We start from the raw sequence: 20,409 nt of genomic DNA on the forward strand, positions 1-20,409 counted from the left end.
TCAGGTGAGACCGGCGGCATGATCGAGCCACAGGTCGAGGGCGACGGTGTTCCAGACGACGCTGTACGGGCTGAGCGGCGGGAGGCCGGTCGCGCCCTTTGCACGCCACGCGGCGTGCTCGGCCTCGATCGCGGCGAGACGTCCGGCGTCGATCCAGCCGTTGCGGACCGGCGCTAGGTCGGCGATCGGCCGTTCGCGCAGCCGATCGGCGACCGCATCATAGACTGGCGCCGACATGTCTGCCTTATCGGTGCGCTGCCGCACCATTTCGGGGAGGCTCCCCCGCATCGCTTCGCGCAGCAGGAACTTGCGCACGCCGTGGCGGCGCAGCATCCCGCCGCTCGCGCCCATTGCGAACCGGGTCAGCCGGAAATCATGGAACGGGTGACGCAGCTCGACGCCCTTGCTCGCGGCGTAACCCAGGACATTGTCCGTATTCATGTGGCGCCGGGCGAGCGAATAGACCGCGTAACGTTGTTCGTGCGCCATGCGCGCGAATGCGGGCGGTCGTGGAGCCTCGCGCCAGCGATCGACCAACCCGATCCGCTGTGCCCAATCGGGCGCGATCCAGTCGGGTGCCGCGAGCGTGAAGTCGAGATGCGGGCGCAGCACCCGCGCGCGGCGTCGTGACGAGACGATCGGGCCGATCGCCGAGGAGAGCGTCCAGCGCAGCCGTTGCGCGAAACCGGTCCCGAAACCTGCCGACAGCCCGTCGCGCACCAGGCTCGGCAGTCGTCCCGCGCGCAACAGGTCGGGAAAATAGGCGAAGCCCCCCGTCAGCCAGTCGTCCCCGCCCTCGCCGGTCAGCAGCACCGATAGGTGATTGGCGTGCAGCCAGTCGCACGACGCCATGATCGTTGCCGCGGTATTGGGACGCAGCGGCAAGTGCAAGGTATCGGCCGACCAATTCGCCGCCCGGGACCAGTCGTAGCGTGCGCCGGTCACCGTCTGCGATCGGATTCCGCATTGCGCTTCGACCGCCTCGATCCAACGTCCCTCGTCACAGGGCTCGCCGGGGAAGCGTGCCGACACCGTTCGCGGCATGGCGGCGAGCCGGCCGGCGTCGACGAGGTCGTGGCTGCGGCAGACCACGCTCGACGAATCGAGCCCGCCCGACAAATGGGCGGCGACCGGACCAGCGCTGCGCGCAGTCGCGATCAGTGCCTGATCGAACAGCTCGCAGAAACGCTCGATATGCTCGCTGTCGGAGAGACGGGAAAAATCCTCGAAAGGGCCTTCGAGCCAGCGTCGCGTGCGAATATCGCCGGCATCGGCCACCAGCAGATGGCCGGGCGGCAGCCGCTTGACGTGCTTCCACAACGTGTCGGTTTCAGTAACGAACCGCGCCGATAGGTGCTCGCCGATTGTTCCTTCGTCGATCGCGCGGGAGATGCCCGCGCCGCGGATCAGCATGGCAGGCTCGGTGGCGAAGGCGATACCGCCGGCGGTGGCAGCCCAGAGGAACGGCCGCCAGCCGATCGGCGAGCGAGCGCAGCTCAGCTGCCGCGTGCGCGCGTCCCAGACCGCGAAGGCAAAGTCGCCGACCAACCGGTCGAGCAGGCCTTCGCCGAACCGCTGCCAAGCGGCGAGTACGATCGCGCAATCGGGAGCGTCGGCCGGCGGTGCGCCGCTACCAATCAATGCGCGGAGCTCGTCGCGATTGTCGACGCGCCCGTCGAAGCAGATCGTTCGCGCCGATTCTGCGTCGTGCCAGGGCTGAACCTCGCCCACGGCTTGCGGTGTGGTGGCGAGCGCGACGCGCACCAAGCCGGCATGCCCGTCATTGCGCGACGAGCCGTTGGCGCCGAAAAAACCGGGGGCGGCCGCCGCCATCGCACCCAGCGTGGCCGAATCGACACCACCACGCCAATCGATAATCCCCCCGATCGCGCTCATGACAGAGCGATCAGCAATCGGCGATCGAACGCCCCGCGGACGAAGTCGGCGACGTCCTTGGCGATTGCGGCGCGCGGGGCGTCGAAACGTGCCGTCAGCGCCTCGCTCGCTTCAGCCACGGTCTTTCCGCTGGCGAGTTCACGCCAGATCGCGGCCGCCGCTCCGTTAAGCGCGAAATAGCGGTCGCCTGCGCTATCGAACAGGGTCAGTTCGTCGCCCGCATCGTTCCAACTCAAGGTCGTCGCCGGGGCGAAACGTTGATCCTCAACCGATGACGGCATCTTTGTCCTTCAGGCGCGCGGAAACGAAACGAGCGATCTCGCGGAAAGCGGGGCGTAGCGGATAACCGGTCAGCGGCTCGCCCGCCGCCTCGGTCCAGACATGGGCGCGCAGCCCGTCGCTGTCGCCGGCCTGGGGCGCGACGCCGTAATGGACGGTGGCGGGAATCGCGCGTCGATCGAGGAGCGTGCGGATGGCCAGCGCCTGTTCGAAACACAGTGCGCGAAACGGGACGTTGGCGGCGGCGCAGCGCACCGACCAGGCTATGTCGCGCGCGCGGGCGTCGGCGACGGAACGGTGGTCGTCGCCGCACTCCTGCGGCACGCCCAGCCGTAGAACCAGCCGCCCCGGCGATCTGGTCGCGACGATCAGTCGCGCCATGGCCAGCGCAGCCACGGCTTCGGCGAGCAAGACGAGGCGCGCGGGTCCCAGTCGCGCGAAACGGACCAGTTTAGGCGGCTTGCCAGTCATCGGGTGCGAGGCGCGGTCCGGGTCATACCTTGAGCCAGCGCGACACGCGGGTGTCGATCTCCGCCTGGCGGCGAAAATCGGCGCGGCGACTCGCACGCCGCGCCTGGGGAATGCGGCGAGTAGCAAGCTGCCACCATCGCAACGGATGGCAGAGCAGCAGAAACGGCGATCGCGCCGCGCCGGGGAAGAGCAGCGCCATTTCGGCGCGGGACAGGAACAGGCGGCGGACGACCCGACCGATGGCGCTGCGCGATTGGCCCGTTCCCCGCTTGCGCCAGATGTCGGGCGTGAGTTCGCGGTCCTGCAACAGCAGCAACGCCGCTGACTCGCGAACGCCCTCGATCCTCGTCCGCAAATCGGCTGCCGCCGGTGTCCATGCGATTGGCAGGTCGCGCCAGTAATCAGCGGCGAGGTCGAGCACGAGCACCACCCCACGCATCGACTGCAATTCCTCGGTAATCTGCCAGAAACGATCCCAATCGACCGCATGTCCGCGCAGCAGAAAGGCAATGTCGGCAAGCACCAGCGGCCCATTGTTGAGCAGATGGTCGTAGGCTGCATGCATGATTAGGTGGAGCAGCATATCGGTGGCCGCGGGGAAAGCGATCGACGTCGTGCCGATCGAATGCTCGCGGGCATTCGCCCACACGCCATCCAGCAGCAACGTGTTGCGGTCCCGATCCATCGCACTTGCCGCGCTCTGAATGCCACGGTGCAGTTCCAGCTTGGAAAAGCCGCTCGGAGTGAGCAGGGCAGGCAGGTGGTGCTCATCGGCCTCGAGCGCATGGCGGACATGAAGGTCGCCGTCGCCACCCAGCGCCGGCTGCGCCCCAGCCGCGATGAGAGCATGCCAGGCATCCACCAGCCGATCTTCAGGAACCAGAATGTCGAGATCGCGCATCGGGCGCAGCGCGGGCTGGGGATAAGCGTGATAGGCGAGAAATGGACCTTTGAGCGCGACCGAACGGATTCCCGCCGCGTCGAGCAGCCTGCTCATCGCGGACAGTTCATAACACATGCCCAGCATCCGCTTGGTCGATATTCGCCAAGCCTCGTGCACTTCCACACGTACCGAGTCGGGAATAGGCAGCGCGGCGTGACGATGTTCGAACTGCCAATGCAGCAAAGCGCCTAACCTGTGCTGACGCACCATGTCGAGCATCGCTCGCCATGCGGTGGCATCCAGTGTCGCCACACGCTCGGGCGGAACGTCGCGGCCGTCGGAAATCAAGTCGAGCAACAGCAATCGAAGTGTGTCGGCCGATCCGCAGAAGCGCTTCGGAATATCGTGCCGATCGATCGCCAAGTTCGTACCCCCTGATATGGTCTATCAATCAGGCACCGCCGCGCAAAGGCGAATCCGCCATGTGCCGTGGGCGACCCTTCCGGGATGGGGAAGCCCGTCGATTTTCTTGATGCGCAAGAAATACTAAACGGTCCAAAATGGTTCAGCATTGGGCTAGCTTGGCGTTATGGATGATTCGCGCTTCTCTTCGTTGACCCCCCGGGAGATCGAATGTTTGAAGGGCGTCGCGCAACACAAGCGCACCAAGGACATCGCGAGCGACCTGCATCTCTCCCCCAAGACGGTCGACGCGTATATCGCCAACGCGGTGCGAAAGCTTGGCTACACGGATCGCGATACCGCGGTTCGCGCGCTGATGAGCAGCGGCGCTGCAATAGGGGGTTTTTCCTCATCGGCAATTTCCGGCGTTGAGAATGAGGTTTCTCACGCGCCTTCCTCGTGGCTCGGACGGCTGCCCTGGCCGTTCCCGACACGAGAAAGGCCGACCAATGACCTGAGCTATCCCGGAACAATCGTCGCGATTTTAATCGCGGCTTCGCTGATGGTGACGGCGGTGTCTCTGTACATGCTCGCCATCCGCATGCTCATCGAACGCCTCTAGGCGCACATCCAACAGTCGATTTTTGATTGGCCGGACCGGCTGGTTCGGCAGAGGGGGAATCATGTCCGTTGCATCAATCCAAACCAGTAGCCTTGCCGGCATTCCGACAACTGACTTGGCGATCGCACGAAAAATACTGCGCGCGCTGCTGCCGGCCGAAAACGGAATCGACAGCGCGATCATCGCGCAAACCGACCTCATTGGCTCGATCGTCCGTGGCCGTATGGAAATAGGCGCATCGATCGAGGTCGGCCACGACGCCGCGGTGTTGGCTGCACATTCGCTCGCGCGCCTTTTCGAGGCACGCGAGGACACCATCAAATGCCATCAGCGTCTGGCCATCACGCGCGATGCGCTGGGCCTGGATGGATCCGATGTCGGTTGTGGGACCGACAAACTGGTGGGGGCACGCCGCAGGGCGAGGGCTGCGTAAATTCGTCGACCGCTATAGGGATCAAATCCTATGCAACTCTATCTCTATATCGGTCTTGTCGTCTACGTCATTGCGTTTCCGAGCCTATGCGTATTCGCATGGTTTCGAGGCGGCGCGACCGAGCGACGGGTGGCAACTTCTTACATGATCGCCGCCGTCGCCTCGATCTCCGCCGGCCTGTTCGGACACCATTGGCATGGACCAAATTGGGGCGTGATCGTCGTCGACGTCATATTCCTGGTCGTCCTCGTCGTCATCGCGCGCCAAAGCACAAGGTTCTGGCCGCTATGGACAGCAGCATCTCAATTGGGAGGGTGTCTCGCGCACTTTCCCGCAATCATGAATCCAGCCTTTCCCAAGGAACTCTACGTCAGCACGCAACCCTATTGGGCACTGCCGCTGCTGGTGAGCCTGCTGATCGGAGTGATCTCCGCCCATCGGCTGCGCCGGGAGCAGGAGAAATCGGGCGGTCTGCCGGTGTCGATTCCGGTCTAGTCGCCTACGCCAAGTTCCTGCTCAAGACGGCGGGACGACGAACGAAGGTGGCGTCGGAACTCCGCCTGGTCAGTGCGCAATGGAGTATCCTGCTCGACTTGTTCATCTCCGCGTTCGAGCGGCGAGCGGTGCCGACCGGCGATGCCTGTCTTGCCAGCTCGGCCCCGCATTCGACCGCGCTGCGTCACGTCATCTTCCTGATGGAAGCGGGGTATGTCACCCGGCTGCCGGATCCGGAGGATGCGCGCCGCACGTTGGTCGGGCTGACGCCTAAAGGCTTGGACTTCGTCGGCGGTTGCCTGCAGGCGGAATTCGATGCGCTGAAGGCTGCCCTGGCAGGGCGGATCGACTGATCACGCCCTCAGAGCGGGCCGGTACCGTTTCAGCCAAGCTGAAAAGCGACGTTACGACCAGCCGCCCGCCAGGGCGCGGAACACGTCGATCTGGGCGTCGGCGATCCGTGCATCCTGCTCGGCGAGCGCCGCCTCGGTCTCTGCGTAGGTGCGTTCGGCGTCGAGCCAGGCGAGCGAATCGACCGCGCCCTCGCGCTGCTGCGCACGCGTGATCGCGGCGGCGCGTGCCGCTTCGTCGCGCGCGGCCTTTAGCGCGGTTCGGCGGTCGAGCGCTCGCGCATAAGCGTTGAGCGCGGTCTCGGTCTCCTCGAGCGCGCGCAGCACCGTGCCGTCGAAAGTCGCCAGCGATGCCTGGGTGTCGGCCTTAGCGGCCGCGATTTTGGCCCGCGCGCCTTCCTGATTGGGAAAGGCCCAGTTGATCAGCGGTCCGAGCAGCCAGCGCAGCGGCCCGCCGCCGAATACGTCGCCGATATTGGGGCCGGTCGACCCGATCGACCCACCCAGGCTGATATGCGGATAGAGATCGGCGGTGGCGACCCCGATTCGCGCGGTATCGGCGGCCAGCCGGCGGTCGGCGGCGAGCACATCGGGGCGGCGCTTGAGCAAAGCAGCGCCATCGCCGACCGGGATCGGTTGAGTGATCTCGAGACCGACGGCGCGTTCGCCGGCCGCGGCCGGCAGGTCGGCGGGCGAGCGGCCGGTTAGCGTCGCGAGGCGAAACAGAGCGGCCTGGCGATCGGCTTCGAGCGCCGGGATGTCGGCCGCGCGCTGCTGGCGGAGCGTCGCGATGCGCGACACGTCGAGCTGCGTGGCGAGGCCGGCCTCGTGCCGGCGCTCGGTCAGCTGCAACGATTTGTCGAGCAGGTCGACGATCTGGTTGGCGACCTTGAGGCGCGCGGCGCCCGACGCAGCGTCAGCATAAGCGCGGGTGGTATCCGCGACGACCGCGAGGCGGACCGCATCGGCATCGGCCGCGGCCGCCGCTTCGTCGCCGCGCGCCGCCTCTATCCCTCGCTTGACCCGACCGAACAGGTCGACCTCGTACGAGACCGACAGGCCGGTATCGATCGACCAATCCTCACGCGGGCTGCCCGGCGCGCGCTGGCTTTCGGGCAGCCGGCCATAAGTCGCGCCGGCATTGAGCCCGGTCGACGGTAGCCGCTCGCTGCGCGCGCCGCGTAGCGAGGCGCGCGCGCGTTCCAGATTCGCCACAGCGACGCGGATGTCGGTATTCGACTTGAGCGCGTCGGCGATCAGCCCGTCGAGGACGGGATCCTGATAGAGCCGCCACCAATTGGACGCGGCGGGATCATTGCTGAGCGCCGGGGAATTGGCCGAGACGAACTGGCCGGCCGCAGTCGGCGGGGTGACGGGCGCGACATAGTTCGGCCCCACCGCGCATGCGGCGAGCGCCAGCGCGGAGACCATCGGAGCGATCAGACGAAGCGAATGCATGGCTGGGTTCCTCATTCGGCCGGCTGCAGCGAACCGGACAGGTCCGGGCCGGCGGCAGGCCGTTTGCCGCGCGCGCGGGCGATGCGATCGCCCAGCGCGCGGCACACGACGTAGAAAGTGGGGGTGAACAGCAGGCCGAAGGCAGTGACGCCGATCATCCCGAAGAACACCGCGGTGCCCAGCGCCTGGCGGAGCTCGGACCCCGCGCCGCTCGCGATCAGCAGCGGCACAGTGCCGAGGATGAAGGCGAAGCTGGTCATCAGGATCGGCCGCAAGCGAGTCTGCGCCGCCTGGACCGCGGCTCGCGCCGGGCTCAGACCTTCCTGCTCCTCGCCCTGCTTGGCGAACTCGACGATCAGGATCGCGTTCTTCGCCGCAAGGGCGATCAGAACGACCAAGCCGATCTGGGTCAGGACGTTATTGTCCATGCCGCGCAGGTTCACGCCGACCATCGCGGCCAACAGGCACATCGGCACGATCAGGATGATCGACAGCGGCAGGACGAGGCTTTCGTACTGCGCCGCCAGCACGAGGAAGACGAACACCACCGCCAGCGCGAAGACGACGCCCGCGGTGCTGCCCGCGGCTTTCTGCTGGAAGGCGATACCAGTCCATTCGGTGCCGTAATCGCCCGGCAAATTGTCGGCAGCGAGCTTCTCGAACGTCTTCAACGACTGGCCCGACGAGTAACCGGGCGCGGTGTCGCCATCGACCTCGACCGCAGGGAAGAGGTTGTAGCGCACGACGCGGTATGGGCCGGTGCGGTCGCTGAAATTCGCGACCGATCCGATCGGCACCATCTCGCCCGAATTGGAGCGGGTCTTGAGGTTGGCGATGTCGGCGACGGTCGCGCGGAACGGGGCATCGGCCTGGGCAGTGACGCGATAGGTGCGTCCCAGCAGGTTGAAGTCGTTCACATAGGCCGAGCCGAGATAGACGTTGAGCGCTTCGAACACGCGCTCGGGCGGTACGCCGATCAGGTCGGCCTTGGCGCGATCGATATCGGCGAAGACGCGCGGCGTGTTGGTGTCGAAGAAGGTATAGACCTGGTTCAGCCCCGGCGTCTGGTTGGCCTTGCCGATCAGCCCGTAAGATTTGGCGGCGAGATCGGCATAGCCGTGACCGCCACGATCCTCGACCATCAGGCGATAGCCGCCCGCCGAGCCGATCCCCTGGATCAGCGGCGGCGGCACGATCAGCAATCGCGCCTCGTTGATGTCGGCGGTCGCCTTGCGCGCTTCGCCCATGATGCTGGCGAGCGTGACCCCGAGTTTCTCGCGATCCTCGAACGACTTCAGCGGAATGTACGCCGCTGCCGAATTGGGGGCGAGCGTCTGCGACGGCCCGTCGAACCCGGCAAGCATCACCGCGCCCTTGACGCCCTTCAAGGGCAGGATGCGGTCGGCGACCTTGCGCATCACCGCGTCGGTGCGCTCGACCGAGGCGCCGGGCGGCAGCGAGATCACCGTCAGGAAGTACCCCTGGTCCTGCGCCGGGATGAAGCCGGTTGGCGTCGCCCAGAACAAAGCGGCGGTCGCGGCGATCAGGCCGGCATAGATGGTCATCATCCGCTTCGGCTTGGCGACCAGTCGCGCCGTCAGGCGGGCATAGCCATTGCTCAGCCGCTCGAAGCCGCGGTTGAAGCGATCGCCCGCGGCCATGGCGAGCTGGTGCAGGCGGCCGCCTTTGGCTTCCTCGTCGCGCGGGCGCAGCAGCAAGGCGGCGAGCGCGGGCGAGAGCGTGAGCGACAGGATCAGCGAGATGATCGTCGCGGTGGTAATCGTGACCGCGAATTGCTGGTAAAAAGCGCCCGACAGGCCGGTGAGGAACAGGGTCGGCACGAACACCGCGCACAGCACGAGGACGATCGCGACCAGCGCGGCCGAGACTTCGTCCATCGAAGTGCGCGCCGCCTCCAACGGGCTGAGTCCGTGTTCGAGGTTGCGCTCGACATTCTCGACCACGACGATCGCGTCGTCGACCACGATGCCGATCGCCAGCACTAGCCCGAACAGCGACAGATTGTTGAGCGAATAGCCGAGCCCGGCCAGCACCGCGAAGGTGCCGATCAGAGAGACCGGAATCGCCACCACCGGGATGATCGCGGCGCGCCATTTCTGGAGGAAGACGACGATCACCAGCACGACCAGCACGATTGCCTCGAGCAAGGTGTGCATCACGGCGGTGACCGATTGCTGGATGAAGTCGGTCGGGTTCCAGATCACGCTATAGGCGAGACCCTTGGGGAATTTCGCCGACATCGCGTCCATTTCCGCCTTCACCTTCTCGGCGGCGGCGAGCGCGTTCGATCCGGGGCGCTGGAAGATGCCCAGCACGACGGTCGGCTTGCCCGACAGATAGGTGTTGGAATTGTAATCGGCGGCGCCGAGCTCGACCCGGGCGACGTCGGAGACGCGGATCTGGCGGCCATCGGGGTCCGAGCGGATCACGACATTGGCGAATTGCGCCGGATCGGTCAGCCGTCCCTGTGTCTCGACATTGAACTGGAAGGCGTTGCCCTGGGCATAAGGCGGCTGGCCGAGCGAGCCGGCGGCGACCTGGACGTTCTGCGCGCGGAGCGCCTGGACGATCTCGCCCGCGGTCAGGTTGAGCGCGGCGGCGCGATTTGGGTCGATCCACACGCGCATCGCATAATCGCGGCTGCCGAACAGCCGGACGTCGCCGACGCCGTCGATGCGGCTCAACCGGTCGCGGACCTGGGTCAGCGCGTAATTGGAGAGATATCCTCGATCGAGCGAATTGTCCGGCGAAACGAGGTTCACCACCATCAGGAAGTCGGGCGAGGTCTTGCGCGTGACGACGCCGAGACGCTGCACTTCCTCGGGCAGGCGCGGCACCGCGATCGCGACCCGGTTCTGCACCAGCACCTGCGCGGCATCGAGATTGGTGCCGATCTTGAAAGTGACGGTGATCGTCACGTTGCCGTCACCGGTCGACTGGCTCGACTGGTATAGCATGTTGTCGACGCCGTTGATCTCCTGCTCGATCGGCGCGGCGACGGTCTCCGCGACGGTCTCGGCCGACGCGCCGGGATAGGAGGCGCTGACCGTGACGGTGGGCGGCACGATGTCGGGATATTGCGACACCGGCAGGCTGATCCAGGCGATCGCGCCGATGATGGTGATGATCACCGCGATGACCGCGGCGAAGATCGGGCGCGTGATGAAGAAGCGCGACAGGCGCATGATTCCTGTTCCTCGAAGAAAGAGGCGAAAAGGTCGGGATTTCGCTCCGGTCGCGCCGAGCCGACTAAGGCTCGTTGCCCTTTGCCAAGCTCGGGGCGAGCGGAGGATTTGGCCTTACTGGGCGAGCGTGGCTTGACCCGCCGGTGGCGCGGACGGAGCGGGCGGCGCGGCGGCAGGGGCCACAGGCGCGATCTTGCCGGCGAGCGTCTGCACCTTGGTCCCCGGCTGCGCCATTTGCGTGCCGACGATCACCACGCGGTCGTTCGTCGCGAGCCCGCCGCGGATCACGCGGAGACCATCGACGACCGGACCGAGCTGGACCGGCTTGGCGGCGACGCTGCCGTCCTTGGCGACGACCAACACCGTCTTGCGCGCCTGGTCGGTGACGATCGCGGTGTCGGGCACCATCAAGGCACGGGTACGGCCACCGGTCGCCAGCCGCATGTTGCCGAACATGCCGGGGGTCAGGAACAGGTTCGGATTGTCAAGCACGGCGCGGCCGCGGATCGTCCCCGACTTCATGTCGAGCCCGTTGTCGGTGAAGTCGAGCCTGCCCTTCCAGCGATAATCGCTCTCGTCCTGCAGCTTGACCTCGATCGGCGAGGCGGTGCCGGCACCGGCGCGCTTGGCCTTGAGGAATAAGGCCTCCGATCCGTCGAAGCTGAAATAGATCGGGTCGAGTGCGTTGATCGTGGTCAGCAGCGTCGCATTGGCGCCTTCGCCCGCCGCGACCAGATTGCCGGCATCGACCTTGCGGTCGGAGATTCGGCCCGAGATCGGCGCCCGGACAACGGTGAACTCGACGTCGAGCGCGCGGGCACGAACCCGAGCCTGAGCCGCGGCGAGCGCGGCGGTGGTCGCCTGGACGCGAGCGCGCAAGCGATCGAGCTCACTCTTCGACACGCCGTCGACATCGACCAGCCGCGATGCGCGGTCATAATCGGCCCGCGCCAGGGAGAGGTCGCTATTGGCCGTCGCGACGCCTGCGCGTGCCTCGGCCAAAGCGGCGGCATAAGGACGCGGGTCGATCGTGAAGAGCGGCTGGCCGGCGCGGACGATCTGGCCATCCGTGAAATGGATCGCGGTCACCGCGCCCGAAACGCGCGGGCGCACCTCGACCGAACGGCTCGGCTCGAACCGGCCGACATAATCGTCCCATTCGGTGACGTCGCGCTCGAGCGGAGTGGCGACGGTAACCGTCGGTGGCGGCGGCGCGGCCATGGCCGGTGCCGAGCGATGGACCAAGCCGTAGCCGGCGGCGAGCAAGGCGATCGGCGCGGCGACCCAAGCGGCGCGCTGCCACATCGGGCTGCGGCCCGACGCGGTGCCGTCGAGCGGCTGCGCATTGGTATCGTCGTTGATCGGGGCGATCATGTTCATCGGCGGAAGCTCCGGGGAAGATTGGTGCGGATCGCGTTGATCCGGAAAAGCAGGGCTTCATACTGATCGAGCGTGAAGCCGGCGGCGAGGAAGGCGCGGACTTCGGCGGGTGCGACGGAGAAGCCGCGATACCAGCTCAATACGGCGATGCGGCGCAACGCCTCGAGCCGGGGATCGGACAAGGCCGTCTTGACCACGCCGCCGAATGCCCAGCGGAAGGCGCGGGCGAGCGCTCCGGGGCGATGGATCGATGACAGCCGGTCGAGCTGGGCAAGATTGATCACCTGCCATTCGAGCGCCGAGAAATCGGCCGGCTTCGGCGTGAAGCTGCGGGGTGCCACGGGGGACCGGTCGAGCAGCGCGCCGCCGCCGGCGGGGGCGAATTCGAGATAGGCCATGGCGTGTCCTCCTTATTGTTGGGGCCGCCGCAGGGGGCGTGCGGCGGCCCAGGCCCGGCGATGGGGTCGTCGCCGGGGTGATCCGATATGATTGTGACGAGTCGCGCGCTCCGGCACCGCATCGGCACCGTGGGCGAAGGCTCATTCCTGTTTACGCAAACGCTAGAGGCGGATGTCCGATCGGCCGTTCATGCGGTCTCTTCCCTTCAATCCGAAGGACGCCCTGGGGAGGACCGTCCATCTTCTATACCGAGCAGTATAGAAACTTGCATGGAACGGTTCAAGGGAAAATTCTGTACCGAGCGATATTTTTTGCAATGCGGCGTAAAGCCGGGCTTGTCAATCGTGGCGAGCCTAGCGGCTCGGCCACATCGCCAGCGTGGTGTCGACCAGTCGCTGCAAGTCCTCGCGCGAGGCGCCCGCGCCGGCCTGGACCGCCATGCCCTGAAGAATCGCGGTGAGATATTTGGTGATGCCCTCAGGGTCGACCGGGGCGTTGAAATCGCCTTCGGCGATCGCACGCTCCATTCGCTCGATTAGCGCCTGGTGGGCAATCCTGCCGCGTTCGAGCACTTCCTGGCGGATGCAATCGGCCTCCGCCCCGCAGGCGACCGAACTGATGACGCCAAGGCACCCGCGGGGATCGTCACCGCTCGTCTGGTTTTGCAGACTGCCCTGGAGCAAGCGCTGCGCGACGCCGCGCGCGGTCGGTGCTTCGAGGGCCTGGCCCATGTAACAGAGCTTCTCGCGCTCGTAGAGATCCAGCGCCTTGCGGAACAGGGATTCCTTGTTGCCGAACGCGGCATAGAGGCTCGGGCGAGTGATTCCCATCGCATCGGTGAGGTCGGTCATCGACGCGCCCTCATACCCTTTGCTCCAGAACACGCGCAGGGCCGCCGTCAACGCCTGATCGACGTCGAATTCGCGGGGGCGGCCACGGAGGACGGCAGTTTCCATATCGCTCGGTAGATAATTACGCGGCGGGAGTTTGTCCAGACGCGCTCCCTACCCAGCCTGGGCCTGCCACGCACGGTTGTCAGTGCGCGATCGTTCCCGGCATAGTCACGCGATGACGAACAGGGTCGAAGAATTGGCGCCGGTCGCGGCCATCCCATTGGCTCAGCGCACGAATCCGGCGGTTTTCCGGGGTATCGCCGCAGACTGGCCAGCCGTTCGGGCGCCCGATCCCGGCGCCTATCTGGCCAAGTTCGATAGCGGCGGTCCGATCGGAATCGCCATTGCGCCACCCGATGCGGAAGGACGCCTGGCGTACACCCCCGACATGTCGGCGCTGACCTTCACCCGCGACTCGGCCACGCTCGCCCGGCTGTTTGCGCACCTCGACACCGCGGCGCGAGTGTCATCGCCACCGGCGATCGCGGCGCAAGCGGTAATGGTGCCCGGGGCACTGCCTGGCTTCGCAGCGGAGAACCCGATGCCGCTGGCGCCGGCGGGCGTGGCGCCGCGTATCTGGATCGGCAATAGTGTGCGGGTCGCCACGCATCATGACATGAACAGCAATATCGCGGTGGTGATGGCGGGGCGGCGGCGTTTCACCCTGTTTCCGCCCGATCAAGTCGCGAATCTCTACATCGGTCCGATCGAATTTACCCCGGCGGGCACGCCGATCGGTCTGTTCGATCCCGACGAACCCGATTTCGACCGCTTCCCGCTGGCGCGCGAGGCGATGGCGCACGCCCAGATCGCCGAACTCGAGCCGGGCGATGCGCTGTTCATTCCGCATATGTGGTGGCACCATGTCCGCTCGCTCGATCCTGTGAGCATCCTGGTCAATTATTGGTGGGACGAGGCGCCACCGCCGCAGCCGGGGCTGGCGCCGCTCGATGCGATGGTCCACGCGATCCTGGCCTTCTCCGGCCTGCCCGAAAATCAGCGCGCGGCGTGGCGAGCGATGTTTGACGAATTCGTGTTCGGCGGCGTGCCGCAGCACGTGCCGGAGGAGCGGCGCGGCATTCGCGGGTCGTTAAGCGAGGAGAGCAAGGCCAGGGTGCGGCGGCAACTGGGACAGATGATGTCGCGGTAAGTTCCCCTCCCTGCAAGGGAGGGGTTAGGGGTGGGTAAGTGTCGGGCGAGGCTCGATGCCTCGTCCGATGCTGTTTTAGCGAACGGCTCGAGATTCGTTGAGCGCGCGCAGACGCGCTTTGCGCGCACCCACCCCCGGCCCCTCCCTTGCAGGGAGGGGAGTTTATGTAGCGACGGCCGCGGTCTGGACGACCCCACTTGCCTGACCACCAATCCACGTCTCGCGCACGGTGTAATCGTCGTCGAGCAGCACCAGGTCCGCGCGCAAGCCGGCCGCGATCGTGCCGGTCCGGCCGCTCACTCCCAGGAATGCCGCCGGCGTCGCCGAGGCCATCGCTACCGCCGCCGCGAGCGAAACGCGGCCGCGCTCGACCATGCCCTTGACTGCGCCTGCCATGGTCAGGGTCGACCCCGCGAGCACGCCGTCGGCGCCATGCAGCGTGTCGCCATCGCGCCAGATCTCGCGACCCTGGAGAATGAAGCGCGGCTCGTCGCTACCGACACTGGGCATGGCGTCGGTCACCAGCATCAGACGATGCTGTCCCTTTGCGCGGACCGCGACGCGCAACGTGGCGTCGTGGAGGTGATGGCCGTCGGCGATGATGCCGGCATAGGTCGAATCATTCTCCAGCGCGGCGCCGACCATGCCCGGCGCGCGGTTGGCGAGCTGCGACATGGCGTTGAACAAATGCGTGAATCCGGTCAGGCCGGCGTCGATCGCGGCGCGGACGGTTTCGTAGCGAGCGTCCGAATGGCCGGCACTGACGACGACGCCCTTTGCAACGAGGTGCGCGATCTGCGCGGGGGTGGCGCATTCCGGTGCCAGCGTGACCATCGTCTTGCCGCGCCTGGCCGAGGTCAGCAGGTCGAGATAATCGTCCTTGAGCGGCTGGAGCTTGTCGACCGAATGGATGCCGTGACGCGCGCTCGACAGAAACGGCCCCTCGATATGGATGCCGAGCACGCCGGGCAGCCCGGCGTCGATCGCGGCATCGACTGCGCGGATGCCGGCTTCGACCACCGAGAGATCGTCGCTGATCAAGGTCGGCAACAGGCCGGTCGTGCCATAGCGGCGATGCGTTTCCGCGATGACGCGGATCGTCTCGATGCTGGGATCGTCGTTGAACAATCGCCCGCCGCCGCCATTGACCTGAGTGTCGATGAAGCCGGGAAGCAGCGAATGGCCGCCGAGATCGACGATCCGCGCATCCTGCGGCGGAGCGGACGAGATTGCGCAAATCTCGCCATCGCCGATCACGACGCAGACATCATCGCGCAGGCCGGACGGCAGCAGCACGCGGGCATTGGTGAGCGCGGTGCGGGTCATACCGTTTCGGTTACCTTGGCGAGATGCGGGGGGCGGTCGGGATCGCGGCCGCGCGTGACGGCGAGCGCGTTCGCGAGGCGGTAGAAGCTCTGGACGAGCAATAAAGGCTGGAGCACCGGATGCGCGTCGAGGCTCGGCAGGCTCAGGCCGGGCGCGTCCTTCAATCCGGCACTGAGCACCAGCGCGCCGCGCTCGGCGAATTCCGGCGCGAGGTCGGCAACGCTGTCGCGCGATTCGTCGTCCTGGCCCAGCAGCAGGACCGGAAAGCCCTTTTCGACGATCGCCATCGGACCATGGCGGACTTCGGCGGCGCTGAATGCCTCGGCATGGAAGCCGCAGGTTTCCTTGATCTTGAGGGCCATTTCCTGGGCGATGCCGAAGGCGGGGCCGCGCGCGACGACATAGAGATTGGCGGCGTTGCGCAGCGGTTCGAGCGCGGGCGACCAATCGAGTGTCCAGGCCTGTTCCAGCAAGCCCGGCAGGCCATCGAGCGCGGCGAGCAACTCGCCATCCTCCGCCCAGTCTGCGATCAGATGGACCAATGCGGCGACGCTGGTGATGAACGATTTGGTCGCGGCGACGCTTTTTTCCGGGCCGGCGGCGAGCGGCAGGAACGTGTCCGCCAACGCCGCGAGCGGCGAGCTTTCGTCGTTGACCAGAGCGACAAGGCGCGCGCCGCCCGCCTTGGCCATCTCGGCGGCGGCGATCAGATCGGGGCTGCGACCCGATTGCGAGACTGCCAGCATCAGGGTGCCGGCATAATCGGGCGCTGATTCATACACCGACGAAACCGAAGGGGCGGCCGAGCTGGTCAGCAAGCGCAGATGTGTTTCAACGAGGTAGCGCGCAACTGTAGCGGCATTGTCCGAGCTGCCGCGTGCCAAGGTGACGACCGCGCGCGGCGGGTCCTGCCGCAGCGCCGCGGCCAAGGCAATGCGCGTGTCGCGCTGCCGGATCGCCTGGCGCGCGACCGCGGTCGCCGCTTCGGCGGCTTCGGCGAACATCAGTGTATTCTGGGGAAGGAGGGGCACGGAAATCTCAGGCTGGGGGGACATTGAGTTCGGCGACGAAGTCGTAAGCATCGCCCCGATACCATGATTTGGTGAATTCGACCGTACGGCCATCCTGGGTGTAGCCGCGGCGTTCGATCTCGAGCCCCGGCGAATTGCGCGGGATCGCCAGCAACTCGGCCTGTTCGTCGGTGAACAATACCGCCCGGAAACGCTGCAGCACGCGCACCGGGCGGTCGGCGCCCAATGCGTCGTAGAGCGATTCGGTCACCGCCTCGAGCCCGGGCAGCGAGCTCGCCGGTACGGTCGCATATTCGAGCGCCATCGACACGCCATCGGCATAGCGGATGCGAGTGAAGCGATAAACCTGGCTGCCCGGGCTGAGGCCCAGCGCCATCGCCTCTTCCGGCGCGACAGTGCCTTCTGTGCGGGCCAGCCATTCGCTATGCGGCACGCGGCCGCGCGATTGCATGTCCTCGGTGAAGGACGAGATGGTCGCAAAATTCTTTTCGACGCGCGCGGCGACGAAGGTGCCAGCGCCCTGGCGCCGGGTCAGCATCCGCGCATCGACCAACCCGTCGAGCGCCTTGCGCACGGTGACGCGCGAGACGTTATAGGCCTGGGCGAGGTCCCGCTCGGGCGGCAGCGCCTCGTCGGGCGCCAGCACCTGCCGCTCGATCGCGACGCGCAGCACGCGCTGCAACTGCTGGTACAGCGGCGCGGTATCCCCTTCCGGCAGTTTTCCTACGCGATCGACGAACATGGCGGACAACCCCCTTACGCGACGTTCCTTAAGCCATCGGATAATGCCATTTCAATACCAAAGTATGAAATGAATACACTGGTATTGATTTTGGTATTGCAATTTAATGACCAATACGCCTTTATGTCATCCGCAACAGACCTGATCCGGGCCGAAAATGAGATCGGACAGGGTGAACAGCGAAAGTTGGTCGTACTTTGGTACAGTCCAATCCAGGGGTTGAAGGGGAAGATCATGGTCACGTTCCAAGCCAAGAAGCATCGGGCAATGTTCGCCTGTACCGCAAGCGCGCTCGCGCTGACTATGGCGGCGCCTGCTTTTGCGCAGACCGCTCCGGTGGCTGCGGCGGCCCCCGCCGACGGCGGTAGCGGTCAAACCGCCGGCGCCGATCCGCAGGATCAGAGCAACGACATCGTCGTCAGCGGTATCCGCGCCTCGATCCAGGCGTCGCTCGACACCAAGCGCAATAACGACATGCTGTCGGAAGTCGTCACCGCCCAGGACATCGGCAAGTTCCCCGACAAGAACGTCGCCGATTCGCTCGGCCGCCTGACCGGCGTCAACGTCGTCACCGGATCGGCCAATGCCGGCGGGTTCGGCGAGAACCAGTCGGTCTCGATCCGCGGCACCGATCCGACGCTCAACCTGACCCTGCTCGACGGCCATTCGGTCGCGACCGGCGACTGGTTCGTGCTCGACCAGACCAGCGGCGGCCGCAGCTTCGATTTCAGCCTGTTGCCGTCGGAAATCGTCGGCAAGCTGGAAGTGTTCAAATCATCCGAGGCCGATCTGGTCGAAGGCGGCATCGGCGGCACGATCAATTTGTCGAGCCGCAAGCCGCTCGATTTGCCGGCTAACTCGTTCAGCCTGACCGCGCAGGCCAATTACAACGACCTCGCCGACAAGGTGAAGCCGCAGGTATCGGGCCTGTACAGCTGGAAGAACCAGGACGGGACCTTCGGCATCCTGCTCGCCGGCTTCTACCAGGAGCGCGAGTTCCGTCGCGATGGCCAGGAATTCCTCGGTTACACCACCTACAACAATTTCGCCGGCACCGGTCAGACGGTCACCGCGCCGAACCTGATCGGCGCGGCCTATTTCAGCCAGAAGCGCGTCCGCAAGGGCGGCACCGCCGCGTTGCAATACAAGCCCAACGACCAGTTCGAGGTCACGCTCAACGGCATCTACACGCGGATGGACGCCAACAACGTCAACCGCAATTCGATGGCCTGGATCAGCCGCGTGATCGGCAATAATTCGACGCCGGGGTCGCCGACCAACGCCCTCGGCCAGTATACCGTCACCAACGGTTATCTCACCGCGGCGTCGTGGAGCCAGCTCGACGCCAGCGGCAACCCGATCCAGGGCCGCGTCCAGGACGACATCTTCCGCGACGCCTATTCGTCGACCTGGGTAATCAACCTCGAGACCACGTGGAAACCGACGGATCGCCTGACACTGTCGGGAGAGGTCGGCTACACCAAGGGCGAGGGGGCTACCAAGGACACCTATGCCTGGGAAACCTATTGGGACACCGGCGTCAATTACGCGCTCGCCGGCAAGGGCGCGACGGTCAATTATCCGGGCCTGCCGACCGACCCGAAGTCGGCCGCGTATCTCAACAATTATTACAGCTGGTCGTGGGGCGGCCGCATCGTGTCGCCCGACAAGGAGACCTATGTCCGCGCCGATGCCGAGTACAAGTTCGACGGCGATTTCCTGAAGTCGATCAAGATTGGCGGCCGCTATACCGACCATACGCGCGAGCTGAATTATACGGCCTATGCCTGGGCCGGAAACGGCCTCTATTCGGGCACCAAGGGGGTCGGCCTCGGCACCGTCTATGCCGGTGGGACGACGCCCGACAATTTCCTCGACGGGCTCGTCGATTTCCCGCCTTACTCGATCGCGGACAAGGACAAGGTTCTGGCCGAGCTCGCGACCAATGGCGGGCGCCAGTTCGCTTTCTATCCGCAGGCGAGCTTCTCGGTGAAGGAAAAGACCGAGGCGGTCTATGCCATGGCAAAGCTCGGCAGCCAGGACGGCAGCTGGCGCGGCAACATCGGTGTCCGCGCCGTCCATACCGATCTCAACACGTTGCAATATTCGCCCAACGCGCTGGTCGCCAACGCGACGAGCATCTTCTGCGGCACGTGCGGGACGGTCGAGGTGAAGCGTAGCTATTGGGACATCCTGCCGAGCGCCAACCTGACGTTCAATGCGATGCCCAACCTGCTGCTGCGCGCGAGCGTCGCGAAGACGATGACGCGGCCGGGCTATGCGCAATTGGCCGGTGCGTTCACCGTCAGCGACCTCGCGCTGACCGGCAATGCCGGCGGTAACCCGTATCTCGACCCGACGCGGGCATGGCAGTTCAACCTGGCGGCGGAATATTATTACGCCAAAGAGGCTTTGTTCTCGGTCAACCTGTTCTATCTCGACATCGACTCATACATCACCTCGACCACCACCACGCGCTTCCTGATCACGCAGCAGCACCCCGCGGGGGCGAACTTCCTGATCACCGGCCCGGTCAATGGCCGGGGCGGCACCAACAAGGGCGTCGAGGTCAACTGGCAGCAGCCGATCTATGGCGGGTTCGGCCTGATGGCGAACTATACCTATGCCGATGCCAAGGCGGCGGATGGGGGCGTCATCGACGGCAATTCGAAGCACACGTTCAATGTCACGGCCTATTACGAGAATTCGCTGATCTCGACGCGCTTCGCTTATACCTTCCGGTCGAAATTCCGCTCGGGCATCGATCGCTCGACGCCGATGTGGCAGGCCGATTTCGGCACGCTCGACGGCTCGCTGACGATCAACCTGACCAAGAATTTCGCGCTGACCGCCGACGCGCAGAACCTGTTCAACCACAAGCTCTATTACTTCGTCGGCGACCCCTCGATCCCGCGCGCTTATTACAACAACGGCCGCACCTTCTGGGTCGGTGGCAAAGTCCACTTCTGACCTGTCGCGCATCGGCAAGACCG

General features: G+C 65.7%; 18 protein-coding genes. 6 read left to right on the forward strand and 12 right to left on the reverse strand.

The window, feature by feature from the left end:
• From Q0L25_RS10990 to Q0L25_RS11005, 4 genes are read right to left on the reverse strand one after another with little or no spacing between them, the layout of a single operon-like run.
• Nucleotides 1-1,896: an asparagine synthase-related protein gene (locus Q0L25_RS10990; RefSeq protein ID WP_296614176.1), complete on the reverse strand. Its 1,896-nt coding sequence runs from the start codon at nt 1,894-1,896 to the stop codon at nt 1-3.
• Nucleotides 1,893-2,177, reverse strand: coding sequence for a PqqD family protein (locus Q0L25_RS10995; protein ID WP_296614178.1), 285 nt, complete (start codon nt 2,175-2,177; stop codon nt 1,893-1,895). Before Q0L25_RS10995 ends, Q0L25_RS10990 begins: the two co-directional genes overlap by 4 nt.
• Nucleotides 2,161-2,646, reverse strand: coding sequence for a lasso peptide biosynthesis B2 protein (locus Q0L25_RS11000; protein WP_296614180.1), 486 nt, complete (start codon nt 2,644-2,646; stop codon nt 2,161-2,163). Before Q0L25_RS11000 ends, Q0L25_RS10995 begins: the two co-directional genes overlap by 17 nt.
• A 22-nt stretch (nt 2,647-2,668) precedes the next feature.
• Complete coding sequence (locus Q0L25_RS11005) at nt 2,669-3,952, reverse strand: nucleotidyltransferase family protein (RefSeq protein WP_296614181.1); 1,284 nt, start codon at nt 3,950-3,952, stop codon at nt 2,669-2,671.
• A gap of 166 nt (nt 3,953-4,118) precedes the next feature.
• On the opposite strand from Q0L25_RS11005, the gene Q0L25_RS11010 reads away from it, so the two are divergent.
• The 4 genes from Q0L25_RS11010 (at nt 4,119) to Q0L25_RS11025 (ending at nt 5,834) form a co-directional block, all read left to right on the forward strand.
• Nucleotides 4,119-4,553, forward strand: a complete 435-nt coding sequence (locus Q0L25_RS11010) for a response regulator transcription factor (protein WP_296614183.1) — start codon at nt 4,119-4,121, stop codon at nt 4,551-4,553.
• Nucleotides 4,554-4,614: 61 nt separating this feature from the next.
• The gene (locus Q0L25_RS11015) at nt 4,615-4,986 is read left to right on the forward strand and encodes a hypothetical protein (RefSeq protein ID WP_296614185.1); all 372 of its coding nucleotides are present in this window, start codon (nt 4,615-4,617) and stop codon (nt 4,984-4,986) included.
• Between the two features lie 129 nt (nt 4,987-5,115).
• Nucleotides 5,116-5,481, forward strand: coding sequence for a hypothetical protein (locus Q0L25_RS11020; RefSeq protein WP_296614187.1), 366 nt, complete (start codon nt 5,116-5,118; stop codon nt 5,479-5,481).
• Nucleotides 5,482-5,528: 47 nt separating this feature from the next.
• Nucleotides 5,529-5,834, forward strand: a complete 306-nt coding sequence (locus tag Q0L25_RS11025) for a winged helix DNA-binding protein (protein ID WP_296614188.1) — start codon at nt 5,529-5,531, stop codon at nt 5,832-5,834.
• Nucleotides 5,835-5,885: 51 nt separating this feature from the next.
• Here the strand turns inward: Q0L25_RS11025 and Q0L25_RS11030 are convergent, their stop codons facing one another.
• From Q0L25_RS11030 to Q0L25_RS11050, 5 genes are all read right to left on the reverse strand, one after another.
• The gene (locus Q0L25_RS11030; RefSeq protein ID WP_296614190.1) at nt 5,886-7,289 is read right to left on the reverse strand and encodes an efflux transporter outer membrane subunit; all 1,404 of its coding nucleotides are present in this window, start codon (nt 7,287-7,289) and stop codon (nt 5,886-5,888) included.
• 11 nt (nt 7,290-7,300) lie between these two features.
• The gene (locus Q0L25_RS11035; protein WP_296614192.1) at nt 7,301-10,495 is read right to left on the reverse strand and encodes an efflux RND transporter permease subunit; all 3,195 of its coding nucleotides are present in this window, start codon (nt 10,493-10,495) and stop codon (nt 7,301-7,303) included.
• 114 nt (nt 10,496-10,609) lie between these two features.
• Nucleotides 10,610-11,875, reverse strand: coding sequence for an efflux RND transporter periplasmic adaptor subunit (locus tag Q0L25_RS11040; RefSeq protein ID WP_296614194.1), 1,266 nt, complete (start codon nt 11,873-11,875; stop codon nt 10,610-10,612).
• Nucleotides 11,872-12,273 (reverse strand): hypothetical protein, encoded by a 402-nt coding sequence (locus tag Q0L25_RS11045; RefSeq protein WP_296614196.1) that lies wholly within the window; start codon nt 12,271-12,273, stop codon nt 11,872-11,874. The genes Q0L25_RS11040 and Q0L25_RS11045 overlap by 4 nt, the downstream gene beginning before the upstream one ends.
• A gap of 354 nt (nt 12,274-12,627) precedes the next feature.
• Entirely contained in the window at nt 12,628-13,230 is a 603-nt protein-coding gene (locus Q0L25_RS11050) for a TetR/AcrR family transcriptional regulator (RefSeq protein ID WP_296614198.1), read from the reverse strand.
• A gap of 112 nt (nt 13,231-13,342) precedes the next feature.
• Between Q0L25_RS11050 and Q0L25_RS11055 the strand changes: the two genes are divergently transcribed.
• On the forward strand, nt 13,343-14,317 hold the full coding sequence (locus tag Q0L25_RS11055; protein ID WP_296614200.1) for a cupin-like domain-containing protein: 975 nt from the start codon (nt 13,343-13,345) through the stop codon (nt 14,315-14,317).
• A gap of 162 nt (nt 14,318-14,479) precedes the next feature.
• Here Q0L25_RS11055 and nagA read toward each other — a convergent pair whose 3' ends face one another.
• From nagA to Q0L25_RS11070, 3 genes are read right to left on the reverse strand one after another with little or no spacing between them, the layout of a single operon-like run.
• Entirely contained in the window at nt 14,480-15,643 is a 1,164-nt protein-coding gene (gene nagA / locus Q0L25_RS11060; RefSeq protein ID WP_296614202.1) for an N-acetylglucosamine-6-phosphate deacetylase, read from the reverse strand.
• On the reverse strand, nt 15,640-16,647 hold the full coding sequence (locus Q0L25_RS11065; protein WP_296615681.1) for an SIS domain-containing protein: 1,008 nt from the start codon (nt 16,645-16,647) through the stop codon (nt 15,640-15,642). Before Q0L25_RS11065 ends, nagA begins: the two co-directional genes overlap by 4 nt.
• 34 nt (nt 16,648-16,681) lie before the next feature.
• The gene (locus tag Q0L25_RS11070; protein WP_296614204.1) at nt 16,682-17,416 is read right to left on the reverse strand and encodes a GntR family transcriptional regulator; all 735 of its coding nucleotides are present in this window, start codon (nt 17,414-17,416) and stop codon (nt 16,682-16,684) included.
• 234 nt (nt 17,417-17,650) lie between these two features.
• Between Q0L25_RS11070 and Q0L25_RS11075 the strand changes: the two genes are divergently transcribed.
• The gene (locus Q0L25_RS11075; protein WP_296614206.1) at nt 17,651-20,386 is read left to right on the forward strand and encodes a TonB-dependent receptor; all 2,736 of its coding nucleotides are present in this window, start codon (nt 17,651-17,653) and stop codon (nt 20,384-20,386) included.
• Nucleotides 20,387-20,409 lie beyond the last annotated feature (23 nt).

The organism is Sphingomonas sp., from assembly GCF_024508665.1.
Taxonomy (GTDB): domain Bacteria; phylum Pseudomonadota; class Alphaproteobacteria; order Sphingomonadales; family Sphingomonadaceae; genus Sphingomonas.

Bases quoted from the DNA above. Each gene is read 5' to 3' on its own strand.
- nagA (WP_296614202.1), bottom strand. From the start codon at position 15,643: ATGACCCGCACCGCGCTCACCAATGCCCGCGTGCTGCTGCCGTCCGGC.
- Q0L25_RS11010 (WP_296614183.1), top strand. From the start codon at position 4,119: ATGGATGATTCGCGCTTCTCTTCGTTGACCCCCCGGGAGATCGAATGT.
- Q0L25_RS11070 (WP_296614204.1), bottom strand. From the start codon at position 17,416: ATGTTCGTCGATCGCGTAGGAAAACTGCCGGAAGGGGATACCGCGCCG.
- Q0L25_RS11030 (WP_296614190.1), bottom strand. From the start codon at position 7,289: ATGCATTCGCTTCGTCTGATCGCTCCGATGGTCTCCGCGCTGGCGCTC.
- Q0L25_RS10995 (WP_296614178.1), bottom strand. From the start codon at position 2,177: ATGCCGTCATCGGTTGAGGATCAACGTTTCGCCCCGGCGACGACCTTG.
- Q0L25_RS11035 (WP_296614192.1), bottom strand. From the start codon at position 10,495: ATGCGCCTGTCGCGCTTCTTCATCACGCGCCCGATCTTCGCCGCGGTC.
- Q0L25_RS11015 (WP_296614185.1), top strand. From the start codon at position 4,615: ATGTCCGTTGCATCAATCCAAACCAGTAGCCTTGCCGGCATTCCGACA.
- Q0L25_RS11075 (WP_296614206.1), top strand. From the start codon at position 17,651: ATGGTCACGTTCCAAGCCAAGAAGCATCGGGCAATGTTCGCCTGTACC.
- Q0L25_RS10990 (WP_296614176.1), bottom strand. From the start codon at position 1,896: ATGAGCGCGATCGGGGGGATTATCGATTGGCGTGGTGGTGTCGATTCG.
- Q0L25_RS11000 (WP_296614180.1), bottom strand. From the start codon at position 2,646: ATGACTGGCAAGCCGCCTAAACTGGTCCGTTTCGCGCGACTGGGACCC.
- Q0L25_RS11055 (WP_296614200.1), top strand. From the start codon at position 13,343: ATGACGAACAGGGTCGAAGAATTGGCGCCGGTCGCGGCCATCCCATTG.
- Q0L25_RS11045 (WP_296614196.1), bottom strand. From the start codon at position 12,273: ATGGCCTATCTCGAATTCGCCCCCGCCGGCGGCGGCGCGCTGCTCGAC.
- Q0L25_RS11065 (WP_296615681.1), bottom strand. From the start codon at position 16,647: ATGTTCGCCGAAGCCGCCGAAGCGGCGACCGCGGTCGCGCGCCAGGCG.
- Q0L25_RS11050 (WP_296614198.1), bottom strand. From the start codon at position 13,230: ATGGAAACTGCCGTCCTCCGTGGCCGCCCCCGCGAATTCGACGTCGAT.
- Q0L25_RS11040 (WP_296614194.1), bottom strand. From the start codon at position 11,875: ATGAACATGATCGCCCCGATCAACGACGATACCAATGCGCAGCCGCTC.